This is a genomic window from Nocardioides daphniae, assembly GCF_004777465.1.
Lineage (GTDB): Bacteria > Actinomycetota > Actinomycetes > Propionibacteriales > Nocardioidaceae > Nocardioides > Nocardioides daphniae.
Map to the genome: position 1 here is coordinate 1,824,805 of NZ_CP038462.1, position 15,456 is coordinate 1,840,260.

Sequence of the window (15,456 nt, forward strand, 5' to 3'; positions counted from 1 at the left end):
CGGGATTTCCCCTGCCAGCGCGGGGAGTGTCACGATTCGGGATGCCTGTCCATCCTCCGGACACGGGTCTACCGTGGCAGGACGGGACCAGCCCCACCCTCTTCGAAGGAGCCACGTGTCCGCTGACATCGCGCCCCACCACCGCCCCGACTGCACCGACGAGCTGGGCGCGCTCCTGCGCGAGCGCATCATGGTGATCGACGGCGCGATGGGCACGGCGATCCAGCGTGACCGCCCGGACGAGGCCGGCTACCGAGGCGAGCGCTTCGCCGACTGGCACATGGACGTCCAGGGCAACAACGACCTGCTGACGTTGACCCGACCCGACATCATCTCCGGGATCCACCGCGAGTACCTGGCCGCGGGCGCGGACCTCATCGAGACCAACACGTTCAACGCCAACGCGATCTCGCTGGGCGACTACGACATGGCGGAGCTGGCCTACGAGCTCAACTGGGCCTCCGCCCGGCTCGCGCGCGAGGCGTGCGACGCGGCCGAGGCAGCCGACCCCACCCGACGCCGCTACGTCGGCGGCGCGCTGGGCCCGACCACCCGCACGGCGTCGATCTCGCCGGACGTCAACGACCCCGGCGCCCGCAACGTCTCCTTCGACGAGCTCGTGGCGGCGTACGACACCGCGGCGCGCGGCCTGCTCGACGGAGGCGCCGACGTGCTGGTGATCGAGACGATCTTCGACACCCTCAACGCCAAGGCCGCGATCTTCGCGGTGGAGACCCTCTTCGAGGAGTGGGGCCGGCGCTGGCCGGTGATCATCTCCGGCACCATCACCGATGCGTCGGGCCGTACGTTGTCGGGCCAGACCACCGAGGCCTTCTGGAACTCGGTGCGCCACGCCAAGCCGTTGCTGGTCGGGCTCAACTGCGCCCTGGGTGCCGCCGAGATGCGTCCCTACGTCGCCGAGCTGAGCCGCATCGCGGACACGTTCGTCTCCGTCTACCCCAACGCCGGCCTGCCCAACGCCTTCGGCGAGTACGACGAGGCTGCCCACCAGACCGCGGCCGTGATCGCGGAGTTCGCCGAGGCCGGCCTGGTCAACATGGTCGGCGGCTGCTGCGGCACCACGCCCGCCCACATCACTGCGATTGCTGCCTCCGTCGAGGGCGTGGCCCCGCGCGAGGTCCCCGAGGTCGGACCGGCCATGCGGCTCTCAGGCCTCGAGCCCTTCAACATCACCGCCGACAGCCTCTTCGTCAACGTGGGGGAGCGGACCAACATCACCGGCTCGGCCCGTTTCCGCACCCTGATCAAGGACGGCGACTACGACACCGCCCTCTCGGTGGCGCTGCAGCAGGTCGAGAACGGCGCGCAGGTCATCGACGTCAACATGGACGAGGGCATGATCGACGGCGTCGCGGCGATGGACCGCTTCGTGAAGCTCATCGCCTCCGAGCCCGACATCAGCAAGGTGCCGCTGATGGTCGACTCCTCCAAGTGGGAGGTCATCGAGGCCGGCCTCAAGTGCGTCCAGGGCAAGGCGATCGTCAACTCGATCTCCATGAAGGAGGGCGAGGAGCAGTTCCGCGCCCAGGCCCGCCTGTGCCGCAAGTACGGCGCCGCCGTCGTGGTCATGGCCTTTGACGAGGACGGCCAGGCCGACAACCTCGCTCGCCGCACCGCGATCTGTGAGCGCGCCTACCGGATCTTGGTCGACGAGGTCGGGTTCCCGCCCGAGGACATCATCTTCGACCCCAACGTCTTCGCCGTCGCCACCGGCATCGAGGAGCACGCGACCTACGGCATCGACTTCATCGAGGCCTGCCGCTGGATCACCGAGAACCTGCCCCACGCACTGATCTCGGGCGGCATCTCCAACGTCTCGTTCTCGTTCCGCGGCAACAACCCGGTGCGCGAGGCGATCCATGCCGTCTTCCTCTTCCACGCCATCAAGGCGGGGCTGCGGATGGGCATCGTCAACGCCGGCGCCCTGGTCGTCTACGACCAGGTCGACGCCGAGCTGCGCGAGCGCATCGAGGACGTCGTGCTCAACCGACGGCCCGACGCCGCCGAGCGCCTGCTCGAGATCGCCGACGCCCACAACCGCAAGGGTGAGGCCGCGGAGGCGGCCGTCGACGAGTGGCGCGACCTGCCGGTGGGCGAGCGCATCACGCACGCCCTGGTCAAGGGGATCGACGCCCACGTCGAGGCTGACACCGAGGAGCTCCGCGCCTTGATCGCGGGACGCGGCGGTCGTCCGATCGAGGTCATCGAGGGCCCGCTGATGGACGGCATGAACGTCGTCGGCGACCTCTTCGGTGCCGGCAAGATGTTCCTGCCCCAGGTCGTGAAGTCGGCCCGGGTGATGAAGAAGGCGGTCGCCTACCTGATCCCGTTCATCGAGGCGGAGAAGGCTGCCGACCCGGCCCTGGCGCAGGCCAAGGACACCAACGGCACCATCGTGATGGCGACGGTGAAGGGCGACGTCCACGACATCGGCAAGAACATCGTCGGCGTCGTGCTCCAGTGCAACAACTACGAGGTCATCGACCTGGGCGTCATGGTCCCGGCCCAGAAGATCCTCGACACGGCCAAGGAGGTCGGCGCCGACATCATCGGTCTCTCGGGCCTGATCACGCCGTCGCTCGACGAGATGGTCAACGTGGCCTCGGAGATGCAGCGCCAGGGCCTGCAGATCCCGCTGCTCGTCGGTGGCGCGACCACCTCGCGCGCCCACACCGCGGTCAAGATCGACCAGCGCTACGACGGCGACGTGGTCTGGGTGAAGGACGCCTCGCGCTCCGTGCCCACGGCCGCCGCACTGTTGAGCGACGCCCAGCGTCCCGCGCTGATGGCCGACGTCCAGGCCGACTTCGACGCGCTGCGGGCCCGCCACGCGACGAAGCACGACCGGCCGATGATCGACCTCGAGGCTGCCCGCGCCAACCGCACGCCGATCGACTGGACCTCGTACGAGGCCCCGGCCCCGGCGCGCCCCGGCGTGCAGCGCCTGGAGGCGTACGACCTCTCCGAGCTGCGCGACTACATCGACTGGCAGCCGTTCTTCAACGCCTGGGAGATGAAGGGCAAGTTCCCCGACATCCTCAACAACCCGACCACGGGTGAGGCGGCGCGCAAGCTGTACGAGGACGCGCAGCACATGCTGGACCGGATCATCGAGGAGAAGTGGCTGACCGCCAACGCGGTCTTCGGCCTCTTCCCGGCCAACGCAGTGGGCGACGACGTCGAGGTCTACGCCGACGACGCGCGTACGTCCGTGCGCACCACGCTCCACCACCTGCGTCAGCAGGGGGAGCACCGCGAGGGTGTCCCCAACCGCTCCCTGGCCGACTACGTCGCGCCGCGCGAGACCGGGATCGCCGACCACGTGGGCGCCTTCGCGGTGACTGCGGGAATCGGCGCGGCGGAGCGTGTCGCCGCTTTCCGTGAGGAGCTCGACGACTACTCCGCGATCCTCCTCGAGTCGCTCGCCGACCGTCTGGCCGAGGCGTTCGCCGAGCGTCTGCACGAGCTGGTCCGCACCGAGCACTGGGGCCATGCGGCCCAGGAGGAGCTCACCAACGACGACCTCATCGCGGAGCGCTACACGGGCATCCGTCCGGCACCGGGCTACCCCGCGTGCCCCGACCACACCGAGAAGGCCCTCCTGTGGGACCTCCTCGACGTGGAGGAGTCGGCAGGCATCCAGCTCACCGAGTCGATGGCGATGTGGCCGGGCGCTGCCGTGTCGGGCTGGTACTTCTCCCACCCGCAGTCGCAGTACTTCGTGGTGGGGCGACTCGGACGGGACCAGGTCGCGGAGTACGCCGAGCGCAAGGGCTGGACCCTGGCCGAGACGGAGCGCTGGCTCTCGCCCAACCTGGGCTACGACCCCGAGGACTGACCCGGGCCCCTGTCACGACAGGGTCCGGGTGAGTACCTTCGTGGCCCGGTTGCCCGACCGGTCATGGGCGACGGCGTTGAGCACCAACGTGCCCGCGCGCAGCCCCTTCAGCTTCACTGCCCACCGCGTTCCCTTGAGCGTGGCAGGCAGGGCCTTGGCACGTGACTCGGCGGCAGCCCGCGTCTTCTGGCGGCTCCACCCCCGGCCGTTGAAGGCGTACCAGTGCTTGCCACGCTTCTGGACCGCGCGCAAGGACACCCCGGCGACGCCTGAGTCGCTGTCGGAGGCCACGCCGTTCACGGTGGCCCAGGCGGCCGGACTCCTGAGGTGGTCGCGGCACTTCTTGCCCTTGCGGGAGCCGCACTTGGGCAGGAGCACGTCCAGCTTCGGCGCCGTTCGGTCCGGTGCCGGAGCAGGGCTGGCCGTCGGGCTCCCGGTCGGCGACGTGCTCGACGTGGGGGACGGACCGGTCGTAGGTGTCGGGCTGGCAGTGGGGGACGGCGTCGGCGACGGACTGACGGTCGGACTGACCGTCGGGCTCGGGGACGGGGAGACCGGGCCGACCGGCAGTCCACTCCACCACGCCGGGCCCAGCCCCGTGGGCGTGGCACGCCCCGTGGCCAGGTCCACGGAGAGCGATGTGCTGAGGTCGTGCAGCAACAGGCTCTTCCCGTCGGGGGACCAGTCCCCGAGCCACCGGTCCTCGTCCATGGGCGCGAGGGCGCGCGGGGAGCCCACGTCATCCACGGAGAAGGCCACCACCGCCCCGTCGGGGGAGTACGGACCTTCCGTGCCGACGCTGAGAGCGACCGTGGCGGAGTCCGGCGCCCAGGCCACCGTGGTGTTGGGTCGCACCGCACCGAAGGACCCGGTGACCAGCAGCTCTGCCTCCCCACGGAAGTCCAGGTCCATGACGGCACCCCCGTAGCTGTACTCGCCGATCGGCTGCTGGACCCACGCCAGGCGAGTGCCGTCAGGGGAGACCTTCAACCCCTTGGCCAGGGAGCCCCTCCACGTGAGCCTGGTCGTGGGGGGCGCAGCAGGACGGTCCAGGCGTCGCTCCGCCAGCCGGAAGACCCGGTCCTGGTCGGTCGCCTCCACGGTGAAGAGCGTGCGCCCATCCGGCGAGACCGCAGCGTCGAGTGGGAAGCCGGTCGTGACGGCGTGCAGCTGCTCGCCGGTGACACGGCTGACGAGGTGCTCGAGATCCCCTCCGGACGTCCTGTGGCGCGACCAGAGGACGATCCCCGCTCCGGGATGGACATCAGTGATCTCGAGGACCTCGTCCGCGTGGCGGGGCTGTCCGACCACCACCGGACGGCCGCCGTCCGGGTCAGAGACCACGACGGGTCCGCCCGCCCGGGTCTGGTGGACGAGACGTCCGACGCTGGGAGTGGTGCGGGGCATGACGACGCGAATCTTGTTGGTCCGGAGGTTGTTGCCCGGGTTCCAGTCGAGCGTGGTCGACGTCGTCCGTGCCACCAGGGAGTGGACCCCGCTCGCCTCGAAGCTCTGGCGCAGGGTCAGGGTCACCGTCTGCCCAGGAGCCAGGCTGGCGATGTGGCAGACCCCGCCCGGACAAGGCTCGCCCTCGACGCTCGCCCCCTCGGCAGGAGCGCCGTCGATCTCCAGGGACAGCTGCACGCCGCGAGCCGTGTCCGGGCCCCGACCGGTCAGGGTGTAGGTGCCGACCCAGGGTGTTCCTGCGGTCGCCGTGCGCTCGGGGAGCTCTAGCGCCACGTCCGAAGCACCCGCGCCCAGCGACGGCACCACCACCGCCTGCCAGGAGTCCGAGCCGTAGTCCATCCACGGGTACTGCCGGGCCACCCGTTCCTCCGTCGCCACCCCGGGTGCCACGCGGACAGCGGTGCCCAGCGAGAGGGTCTGCGAGTCCCGGCGACCGTCGACGAGAAGTTCCGCCTCCTCGTACTGGCGGTAGGGCAGCCACGTGATCCAGCCCGACTCGAGTCGGATCGGGAGGTCCACGGCGCGTGCCTGCCAGACACCGCCGGCCACCCGGTCGAAGATCCTGAGCTTCGTCCCGACCTCCCACCCCCCGTGGTAGCTCGCCGCGACGTGCAGGCCGTCGGGGGAGACCGCGACGTCCGAGTACCCGTCGAAGAAGTCCATCGGGGGTGTGAGCGGCGGCGCCGGCAGGCCAACGGCTCCCTCGCCAGGCCGGAAGAGGACGAGGCTGCGGTTGCTGGGCCCTCCTGCGACCACGGTGCCGCCACCGGCCCACACGCCCTGCACGTGTCCGCCGGCGACTGTGCCGTCGTCGATGCCGAACTGCCCGACGACGCTGCCGTCGGCGATCGCCACCGTCCGCACGAACGTCCGTGTCGTCTCCGCCTCCGTGCCGACGAGCACCTTGCGGCGGACCGTGATGGCTACGCGGTCGGCGTCCACCCAGGAGACGCCCTGGAAGACGTCGAAGAGGCCCGAGGCCTCCCACTCCTCGTTCTGCTGGAGCACACGGACGAAGTGACCCTCCGCGTCGAGGAGCACGAGTGCCTGGCTGAAGGGCGCCGCATGACCGTGCTCGGCCCTCGGAGTTCCCCCCGGGACCACGAGCCCGGTCGGGTCGTCCACCCACGCCACGACATGGAGGCCGTCGGGGGACACCTGGGCACGCTGGATGTCAGGCAGGGGCGCGTCGGCCGCGCTCTCGGCAGAGGTCAGCGCCCTCTGCCGCACCAGCGGCGCGACGTCGGTCCCGTCGAGATCAGCGGTGTAGAAGCCCGCGTGGTGATCGCCCAGGGCGTCGACTGCTGTGCCCCAGGAGACGAAGCGAGTGAGAGTGCCGGGCTCAGGTGGCGTCGGGGTCGCGGCCAGCGCAGGCCCCGGGGCCACCTGGCCCGCGGCGAGTACGGTGAGAGTGCCGACGACCAACGATGTGGCGACGACTGAGACCCAGACTGCGGGACGACGCAACGTGACTGACATGGGAAGGATTCTGGGAGCGCGGCGGAGGCACTGACCCGAGAATGCCGAAAAGGTCATTCGTGTGGTCTGGACCATCATTCCCCCACGTCGCTGGACACGAGCATGGGTCGTCGCCGTGCGGGGTAGGTGCAGGTCATGTCTGCACGTTCCGAGCACGACGAGATACTGCGGCGTTTCCCCACCGTCGAGAGTGTGTCGAGGCGACCCGGCCCGGGCCGGGTCGACCACGTCATGCGGCGCATCGGCATCCTGCTGCTGATGGTTGTGGTCGTGGTCGGCTGCCTGGGCCTGCTCGGGCCCCGCACGGCAACCGCGTCGGGGAGCGGGGCCCCGGGCGAGGCCGCCCTGGAGTACGACGCGGTGACCCGACCGGGCCTCGACTCGGGCTTCACGGTCACCCTCACTCCCGACGACGACACGGACACGGCCGTGCTGGTCGTCGCACACTCCACCCTGGAGCGTCTCGGGATCGAGCTCTACGCCCCCGAGCCGCTTGCCCAGCACAGTGAGGGCGACCAGGTGGTCCTCGAGTTCCCCGCACGCGGCGAGCCGGGGGAGTCCTTCGACGTGCGCTTCTCAGGACGGATCCCGACCACCCAGGCGGCAGGCCGTCACCGCTGGGAGGTGGCGTGGCGCACCGGTGCCGACACCAGCGCCGACGACCTGATCCTTGACGCCACGACCTGGACGGTGCCCTGATGCTCACCGCGCTCGACTCCCTGCTCGTCTTCTTCCTCCTGATGGCCGTGCTCCGGGTCATGGGCAAGCGCGAGCTGTCCCAGATGTCCGCCTTCGACCTCGTCATCCTCTTCGTGATCGGCGACCTCATCGCCGAGGCGGTGGTCTCCGAGGACACCTCGTTCACCGGTGCCCTGATCGCGGTCTCCACCTTCGCCCTGCTGACGATCCTGATGTCGTGGCTGGCCTACCGGTATCCCCGGCTGAAGCCCGCACTCGACGGCACCCCGACCGTGGTCGTGCGAGACGGCCGACCGGACAGGAGCGCGATGAGGCGTGAGCGGGTCAACCTGTACGACCTCAACGAGGCCGCCCGCAACAACGGGATCGCCGACCTCGAGGAGATCGAGTTGGCGCTCCTGGAGCCTGACGGAAAGTTCTCGTTCTTCACTCGGCGCACCACCTGAGCGCCGCCGCTCGCGATGGGGGAGTCCGCGACGTGCCGACCTAGGCTGGTCGTCAGCACCCACGTACTACCTCGGAGGTCGTCCTGAGCAGCCCACTGCCCACCGTGTCAGAAGACCCGACCACGGTCGACGCTCACCCGCTCCCCAAGGCGGTCCTGTGGGACATGGACGGCACCCTGATCGACACCGAGCCCTACTGGATCGCCAGCGAGTACGCCCTGGCCGAGAAGTACGGCGGCACGTGGAGCGACGAGCACGCACTGGCCCTGGTGGGCAACGACCTGCTCGTCTCCGGCCGCTACATCCGTGAGCACATGGGCATCGACCGCACCCCCGAGCAGATCGTCGACGAGCTCCTGGAGCTCATGGTCGCCGCCGTGCGCACCGAGGTGCCGTGGCGCCCCGGCGCCCGGGAGCTGCTCGCCGAGCTGGCGGCATCGGGCGTCCCGTGCGCGCTGGTCACCATGTCGTACCGCTCCCTCGTCGACCCGGTCCTCGAGGCGCTGGGCGACCAGGGGTTCAGCGCCGTCGTGACCGGCGACGTGGTGAGCAGGGGCAAGCCGCACCCGGAGCCCTACCTCAAGGCCGCCGCGGGGCTGGGTGTCGCCCCCGAGGCGTGCGTGGCGATCGAGGACTCCGACACCGGGGCCCGCTCCGCCGCCGCCGCAGGATGCACCGTGCTCTGCGTGCCGAACCACGTACCGGTCCCGCCGGCTCCGGGACGCGTCTTCGCGACCTCGCTGACCGACGTCGACCTCCCGCGGCTCGCGACGCTCCACGCCGAGCGGTCCGAGGCCTGAAGGCTGCGGGCAGAGGGCTGAGGGGCTGCGTACGACCGCGAGCCGCCCCCATGCTGCTCGGGTAGGGTCTGCGCGTGTCTGAACCTGCCCCGTCGTCCCCGCCGCCGAGCGGCCCGTCCCCGCGTCCGCCGGGCACGATCCGCCTCGGATCCATCGCGGGGGCCGACGTCCTGGTCAACGGCTCCTGGTTCGTCATCGCCGCGCTCATCGCCCTGCTGGTCGCCCCCAGGGTCGAGCAGGTCGAGCCGGGTCTCGGCTCCTTGAAGTACGTCGCGGGCTTCGCCTTCGCCGTCCTGCTCTACGCGTCGGTGCTGCTGCACGAGGTCTCGCACGCCTACGTGGCACGTCGATACGGACACCGGGTCTCCTCGATCACCCTGCACTTCCTCGGGGCATGACCGCGGTGGAGGGGGAGGCCCGCAGCGCGAAGCAGGAGTTCTGGATCGCGGTCGTCGGACCGATCACCTCGCTCGCCGTCGGCGGAGCCGCCCTGGCGAGCTGGTTCGTCACCCCCGACGGGCTGCTCAAGGTCGGCGTGGAGGGGCTGGCAGGCGCCAACCTCCTGATCGGTGTCCTGAACCTCGTCCCTGCCCTGCCGCTCGACGGCGGCCGGGTGCTGAAGTCCGCGGTCTGGCAGGTCTCGGGCAATCCGCACCGTGGCTCCCTGGTCGCCGGCTGGTCGGGCCGCGGCCTGGCGGTGCTGGTCCTCGGCTGGCCGTTCTACCAGCAGGCCCTCTTCGGTACGCAGCCCCTCGTCGTCGACTACCTGCTCGCGGTCGTCATGGCCGTCTTCCTCTGGTCGGGGGCCTCGGCGGCGATCCTGCACGCGCGGATCCGTTCCCGCCTGCCCCTGCTGGTCGCCCGCACCCTCGCGCGTCGAGCGGTGACCGTGCGGGAGGACACGCCGCTGGCGCAGGCCGTCGCGACCGCCCAGACGCTGCGCGCCGGCAGCATCGTCACGGTCGACGCGCAGGGGCGACCGGTGGGCCTGGTCAACGAGTCGGCCCTCCTCGCCGTGCCCGACGAGCGTCGTCCGTGGATGCCCACCTCCGGGGTGGCCCGTCCCCTCGAGCCTGGCCTGACGCTGCCCCTCGACATCTCCGGGGAGGAGCTGGTCGCCGCGATCAGTCGCCGGCCGGCGGAGGAGTACCTCCTCGTCGCTCCCGACGGGACGATCCACGGCGTGCTCTCGACCGTCGACGTCGATCGCGCCTTCAACCGACGGGGCAACTAGGCTCCAGCGCATGCCTGATCAGTCCTCCGCCTCCCACGACGTCCCCTCCGAAGCGTGGGCCGGTGTGCACCGCGGCCCCCTGCGCGAGGGGGAGTGGGTGCGCCTGACCGACCAGAAGGGGCGCCGCCACAACTTCGAGCTCGTGGCCGGCAAGCGCTTCTTCTCCAACAAGGGTCACCTCGAGCACGACGAGCTGATCGGTCGCGAGGAGGGCTTCACGGTCACCTCGTCGGCCGGGGGTGAGTACCTCGTCTTCCGCCCGTTGCTCTCGGAGTTCGTCGTCTCCATGCCGCGCGGCGCGGCCGTGATCTACCCGAAGGACGCCGCCCAGATCGTCGCGATGGCCGACATCTTCCCCGGCGCCCGGGTCGTCGAGGCCGGCGCGGGCTCCGGCGCCCTGACCTGCTCGCTGCTGCGCGCGGTCGGACCGCACGGCACCGTCACGAGCTACGAGCGTCGCCCCGAGTTCGCCGAGGTGGCGCAGCGCAACGTGACCCAGTTCTTCGGTGGCGACCACCCGTCGTGGGACCTGCGCCTGGGGGACCTGACCGAGGAGCTCCCGCAGCTCGAGCACCGGGTCGACCGCGTCATCCTCGACATGCTGGCCCCCTGGGAGTGCGTCGACGTCGTCGCCGACGCGTTGCTCCCCGGTGGCATCGTCTGCGTCTACGTCGCCACCACCACCCAGCTCTCGCGGGTCGTGGAGACGCTGCGGGCCCACGGTGGCTTCACCGAGCCGCAGCCGTGGGAGTCGCTGGTCCGCGACTGGCACGTCGAGGGTCTGGCCGTACGTCCGGGGCACAAGATGATCGGCCACACCGCCTTCCTCGTCACCGCCCGCCGGATGGCGCCCGGTGAGCGCCCGCCGATGAAGAAGCGTCGGCCGGCACCGGGTGCGTACGGCCCCGACTACTCGGGCCCGCGGCCCGAGGGCCTCCCGCCGCAGATGCTCGAGGAGCCCCTCGACAGCTGAGCCGTCCTCCACGCCGCCCCGGGTCAACGAGCCAAATCGTGACCCGGGGCGGCGTGCTTCGTCTTCCCTTCCACCGACACATCGGTAAGGTCGCCAACAAGTGGAGGTGATCACGGTGACCTACAGCGACAGGGACGCCAGGGGGCGCAGCCCCGAAGAGCTCGTCAGTCAGGTGCGCGACCTGGAGGCTGAAGTCACAGCCCTGCGTCGCAAGCTCGCCACGGCCCCGGACCGCAGTCGCGGCGTCGAGGAGCGGCTCCAGGAGGCGCAGCGCTCACTCGCGGCGATGACGGGCCAGAACGAACGGCTCGCCTCCACGCTGCGTGAGGCGCGCGACCAGATCACCCGGCTGCGCGACGAGGTGGACCGCCTCGCCCAGCCCCCCACGGGGTTCGGGGTCTTCCTGGCGCGCAACGCCGACGACACGGTCGACGTCTTCACCGCGGGCCGCAAGCTGCGCGTGACCGTCAGCCCGGCGGTCGACGTCGACGACCTGGTCAAGGGCCAGGAGGTCATGCTCAACGAGGCGATGAACGTCGTCGCGGCCTGCGGCTTCGAGAGCGTCGGCGACGTGGTCATGGTCAAGGAGGTGCTCGCCGACGGCGAGCGAGCCCTGGTCATCGGCAACGCCGACGAGGAGCGCGTCGTACGCCTGGCCGCACCGTTGCTGGAGCAGCCGCTGCGTGCCGGCGACTCGCTGCTCACCGACTCACGCTCGGGCTACGCGTACGAGCGCGTGCCCAAGGCCGAGGTGGAGGAGCTCGTGCTCGAGGAGGTGCCCGACATCGCCTACGAGTCGATCGGTGGCCTCGCCAGCCAGATCGACGCGATCCGCGACGCCGTCGAGCTGCCCTACCTGCACCCGGACCTCTTCAAGGACCACAAGCTCAAGCCGCCGAAGGGTGTCCTGCTCTACGGCCCGCCCGGCTGCGGCAAGACCCTGATCGCCAAGGCGGTCGCCAACTCGCTGGCCAAGAAGGTCGCGGCCAAGACGGGCGCCGAGGGCAAGTCGTACTTCCTCAACATCAAGGGCCCCGAGCTCCTGAACAAGTACGTCGGTGAGACCGAGCGCCACATCCGACTGGTCTTCCAGCGCGCCCGGGAGAAGGCGAGCCACGGCACGCCGGTCATCGTCTTCTTCGACGAGATGGACTCGCTCTTCCGCACCCGCGGCTCGGGCGTCTCGTCCGACGTCGAGAACACGATCGTGCCGCAGCTGCTCAGCGAGATCGACGGAGTCGAGACCCTCGAGAACGTCCTGGTCATCGGCGCCTCCAACCGCGAGGACATGATCGACCCGGCCATCCTGCGTCCGGGACGCCTCGACGTGAAGATCAAGATCGAGCGTCCCGACGCCGAGTCTGCCCGCGACATCTTCACCAAGTACCTCACCGCCGACCTGCCGCTGCACGAGCACGACCTGGCGGAGTTCGGCGGTGACCGCGACGCCTGCGTGGCGGGGATGATCCGGGCGGCCGTCGAGCGGATGTACACCGAGACCGACGAGAACCGCTTCCTCGAGGTCACCTACGCCGACGGAGACAAGGAGGTCCTGTACTTCAAGGACTTCAACTCCGGCGCGATGATCCAGAACATCGTCGACCGCGCGAAGAAGATGGCCATCAAGGACCTCCTCGACCACGACCAGCGTGGCATCCGGGTCCAGCACCTGCTGCAGGCCTGCGTCGACGAGTTCAAGGAGAACGAGGACCTGCCCAACACGACCAACCCCGACGACTGGGCCCGGATCTCGGGCAAGAAGGGCGAGCGCATCGTCTTCATCCGCACCTTGGTCACGGGCAAGCAGGGCACCGAGCCGGGCCGGTCGATCGACACGGTCGCCAGCACGGGCCAGTACCTCTGACGCACGGGCGGTGCGCGGCGCGGCTCCGGGGCCGCGCCGCGCAGCCGACCGCTAGGGTCGACGCATGAGCGTCGTCAGGGTGATGGGCACAGAGGTCGAGTACGGCATCTCGGTCCAGGGGCGGCCGGACGCCAACCCGATGCACGCCTCGTCGCAGATCGTCAACGCGTACGCCAGTGCCCAGGCCTCCGCCCGACGCGCGCGCTGGGACTTCGAGGAGGAGTCACCGCTGCGGGACGCCCGCGGCTTCGACCTCTCCCGGCAGGAGGCGGACGCGAGCCAGCTCACCGACGAGGAGGTGGGGCTGGCCAAACGTCATTCTCACCAACGGCGCCCGGCTCTACGTCGACCACGCCCACCCCGAGTACTCCTCGCCCGAGGTCACCACGCCACTCGACGTCGTCCGGTGGGAGCGCGCCGGCGAGCTGGTGATGCACCGGGCCATGGAGTACGCGGCGCGCAGCCAGGGCGGGCCACCGATCCTGCTCTACAAGAACAACACCGACAACAAGGGCGCCTCGTACGGATCGCACGAGAACTACCTCGTGCGTCGTTCCACCCCGTTCGCTTCGATCGTGCGCCACCTGACGCCCTTCTTCGTGAGCCGTCCGGTGGTCTGCGGTGCAGGTCGCGTCGGCGTCGGGCAGAACGGCCGGACCCACGCCTTCCAGATCAGTCAGCGAGCCGACTTCTTCGAGGTCGAGGTGGGTCTGGAGACCACCCTGAAGCGCCCGATCATCAACACCCGTGACGAGCCGCACGCCGACCCCGAGATGTGGCGCCGCCTGCACGTGATCGTCGGCGACGCCACCATGTCCGACGTCTCCACCTACCTGAAGGCCGGGACCACGGCACTGGTGCTGGCCATGGTCGAGGACGGCTTCATCACGGACGACCTCACCGTGCGGCACCCGGTCGAGGCCCTGCACGAGGTCTCCCACGACCCGACGCTCACCCACCTGCTGGAGCTCGCCGACGGACGGCGGATGACGGCCGTCCAGCTGCAGCGGATCTACCTCGACCTGGCCCGGGCCCACGTCGAGCAGGGCGCCGCCGAGGTGCACGTGCAGACGCTCGACGTGCTCGAGCGGTGGGGGAGCGTCCTCGCTCGACGGCTCGAGCGCGACCCCTTCGAGTGCGCCGGCGAGCTCGACTGGGTGGCAAAGCTGCAGCTGCTCGAGCAGTACCGCGAGCGCGACGGCCTCGACTGGTCCGACGCCAAGCTGCACCTGATCGACCTCCAGTACCACGACATCCGGCCCGAGAAGGGGCTCCACCACCGCCTGGTCCGCGCCGGCCGCATGGCGCGCCTCGTCGACGACGCGGCGGTCGAGGCTGCGGTGCACGCGCCGCCGCCGGACACGAGGGCGTACTTCCGGGGTCGCTGCCTGGCGCAGTACGCCGACCACGTCGCCGCCGCCTCGTGGGACTCGGTCATCTTCGACCTGCCAGGCCACGAGTCCCTGCAGCGCATCCCGACGCTGGACCCGCTGCGCGGCACGCGCCAGCACGTGGGCGAGCTGCTCGACACGTGCACCACGGCCACGGAGCTCTTCGACGCGCTCACGAGGTAGTTCTGGATAGGGTGGGGACATGGCCCAGGAGCAGAAGCACCAGCGCAGGTCGTCCCAGGACGAGGAGGCCGTCACCGAGACGGTCGAGACCGACGTCGCGGAGCGCCGCGAGGCGCTGGACGACGACGTCGACGCCATCCTCGACGAGATCGACGAGGTCCTCGAGAACAACGCCGAGGAGTTCGTGAAGTCGTTCATCCAGAAGGGCGGCGAGTGAGTGGGCCACGCTGCTGACTCACCCCGCCTCTCGCCGGCGTTCATGCAGCCCGGTGTCGTCTCCTTCGCCGAGTTCGTCGGCGCCCAGGCGCCCGACCTCCTGCCCGGTCGCCGCACGCTCCCACCCGGCGACGCGGCCGCGCTCGCGCCGCACGCCACCACGATCGTGGCCGCCACCTTCGAGGGCGGCGTCGTCATGGCGGGCGACCGCCGCGCCACGATGGGCAACATCATCGCCCAGCGCGACATCGAGAAGGTGTTCCCCGCCGACGAGTACTCGGTCGTGGGCATCGCCGGCACGGCCGGCCTCGCCGTGGAGATGGTGCGCCTCTTCCAGACCGAGCTCGAGCACTACGAGAAGATCGAGGGCACCACGCTCTCGATGGACGGCAAGTCCAACCGTCTCGCTGCCCTGATCCGCGGCAACCTCGGGATGGCCATGCAGGGCCTGGCCGTGGTGCCGCTCTTCGCCGGCTTCGACCTGGCCGGGCAGCTGGGCCGGATCTTCTCCTACGACGTGACCGGGGGTCGCTACGAGGAGACCGCCTTCCACGCGGTGGGCTCCGGCTCGCTCTTCGCCCGAGGCTCGCTCAAGAAGCTCTACCGCGACGACCTCGGCGAGGCCGGGTGCGTCGCCGCAGTCATCCAGGCGCTGTACGACGCCGCAGACGACGACTCCGCGACCGGCGGCCCCGACCTGGCCCGACGCATCTTCCCGGTGGTCCACGTGGTCACGGCCGACGGTGGCCGTCGGTTGACCGACGCCGAGGTCGCCGAGGTCGCCGACCGCGTGGTCGCCGCCCGGATGGAGCGCCCCGACGGTCCCGTGGCAGGCCTGCTGTGAC

The 15,456-nt window shown here is 70.4% G+C and carries 11 protein-coding genes and 1 pseudogene; 11 read left to right on the forward strand and 1 reads right to left on the reverse strand.

The window, feature by feature from the left end:
- Window positions 1–190 precede the first annotated feature (190 nt).
- Entirely contained in the window at window positions 191–3,859 is a 3,669-nt protein-coding gene (gene metH / locus E2C04_RS09005; RefSeq protein ID WP_202977975.1) for a methionine synthase, read from the forward strand.
- 12 nt (window positions 3,860–3,871) lie between these two features.
- On the opposite strand, the gene E2C04_RS09010 is transcribed toward metH, so the two are convergent.
- A complete protein-coding gene (locus E2C04_RS09010) occupies window positions 3,872–6,805 on the reverse strand; it encodes a DUF11 domain-containing protein (protein WP_135832338.1) in 2,934 nt (977 codons plus the stop codon).
- Between the two features lie 135 nt (window positions 6,806–6,940).
- Here E2C04_RS09010 and E2C04_RS09015 point away from each other — a divergent pair, with 135 nt between their 5' ends.
- From E2C04_RS09015 to prcB, 10 genes and pseudogenes are all read left to right on the forward strand, one after another.
- Complete coding sequence (locus tag E2C04_RS09015) at window positions 6,941–7,504, forward strand: hypothetical protein (RefSeq protein WP_135832339.1); 564 nt, start codon at window positions 6,941–6,943, stop codon at window positions 7,502–7,504.
- Window positions 7,504–7,950: a DUF421 domain-containing protein gene (locus E2C04_RS09020; protein WP_135832340.1), complete on the forward strand. Its 447-nt coding sequence runs from the start codon at window positions 7,504–7,506 to the stop codon at window positions 7,948–7,950. Before E2C04_RS09015 ends, E2C04_RS09020 begins: the two co-directional genes overlap by 1 nt.
- A 104-nt stretch (window positions 7,951–8,054) precedes the next feature.
- Complete coding sequence (locus E2C04_RS09025; RefSeq protein ID WP_229721611.1) at window positions 8,055–8,750, forward strand: HAD family hydrolase; 696 nt, start codon at window positions 8,055–8,057, stop codon at window positions 8,748–8,750.
- 74 nt (window positions 8,751–8,824) lie between these two features.
- Window positions 8,825–9,148 carry a zinc metalloprotease gene (locus tag E2C04_RS19690; protein ID WP_238694213.1) on the forward strand — a complete coding sequence of 108 codons (324 nt, stop codon included), beginning with the start codon at window positions 8,825–8,827 and terminating at the stop codon, window positions 9,146–9,148.
- Window positions 9,145–9,984 carry a site-2 protease family protein gene (locus E2C04_RS09030; protein ID WP_238694214.1) on the forward strand — a complete coding sequence of 280 codons (840 nt, stop codon included), beginning with the start codon at window positions 9,145–9,147 and terminating at the stop codon, window positions 9,982–9,984. The genes E2C04_RS19690 and E2C04_RS09030 overlap by 4 nt, the downstream gene beginning before the upstream one ends.
- A 10-nt stretch (window positions 9,985–9,994) precedes the next feature.
- Entirely contained in the window at window positions 9,995–10,957 is a 963-nt protein-coding gene (locus tag E2C04_RS09035) for a tRNA (adenine-N1)-methyltransferase (RefSeq protein WP_135832341.1), read from the forward strand.
- 115 nt (window positions 10,958–11,072) lie between these two features.
- Window positions 11,073–12,821: a proteasome ATPase gene (arc, locus tag E2C04_RS09040; protein ID WP_188422050.1), complete on the forward strand. Its 1,749-nt coding sequence runs from the start codon at window positions 11,073–11,075 to the stop codon at window positions 12,819–12,821.
- A 64-nt stretch (window positions 12,822–12,885) separates the two neighbouring features.
- A pseudogene (gene dop / locus E2C04_RS09045) lies at window positions 12,886–14,395 on the forward strand (depupylase/deamidase Dop).
- Window positions 14,396–14,414: 19 nt separating this feature from the next.
- A complete protein-coding gene (locus E2C04_RS09050) occupies window positions 14,415–14,612 on the forward strand; it encodes a ubiquitin-like protein Pup (RefSeq protein WP_135832343.1) in 198 nt (65 codons plus the stop codon).
- Between the two features lie 42 nt (window positions 14,613–14,654).
- Entirely contained in the window at window positions 14,655–15,455 is an 801-nt protein-coding gene (gene prcB, locus E2C04_RS09055) for a proteasome subunit beta (RefSeq protein WP_135833739.1), read from the forward strand.
- The last annotated feature ends 1 nt before the right edge of the window (window position 15,456 follow it).

Bases quoted from the DNA above. Each gene is read 5' to 3' on its own strand.
- metH (WP_202977975.1), top strand. From the start codon at position 191: ATGGTGATCGACGGCGCGATGGGCACGGCGATCCAGCGTGACCGCCCG.
- E2C04_RS09010 (WP_135832338.1), bottom strand. From the start codon at position 6,805: ATGTCAGTCACGTTGCGTCGTCCCGCAGTCTGGGTCTCAGTCGTCGCC.
- E2C04_RS09015 (WP_135832339.1), top strand. From the start codon at position 6,941: ATGTCTGCACGTTCCGAGCACGACGAGATACTGCGGCGTTTCCCCACC.
- E2C04_RS09020 (WP_135832340.1), top strand. From the start codon at position 7,504: ATGCTCACCGCGCTCGACTCCCTGCTCGTCTTCTTCCTCCTGATGGCC.
- E2C04_RS09030 (WP_238694214.1), top strand. From the start codon at position 9,145: ATGACCGCGGTGGAGGGGGAGGCCCGCAGCGCGAAGCAGGAGTTCTGG.
- E2C04_RS09035 (WP_135832341.1), top strand. From the start codon at position 9,995: ATGCCTGATCAGTCCTCCGCCTCCCACGACGTCCCCTCCGAAGCGTGG.
- E2C04_RS09050 (WP_135832343.1), top strand. From the start codon at position 14,415: ATGGCCCAGGAGCAGAAGCACCAGCGCAGGTCGTCCCAGGACGAGGAG.
- prcB (WP_135833739.1), top strand. From the start codon at position 14,655: ATGCAGCCCGGTGTCGTCTCCTTCGCCGAGTTCGTCGGCGCCCAGGCG.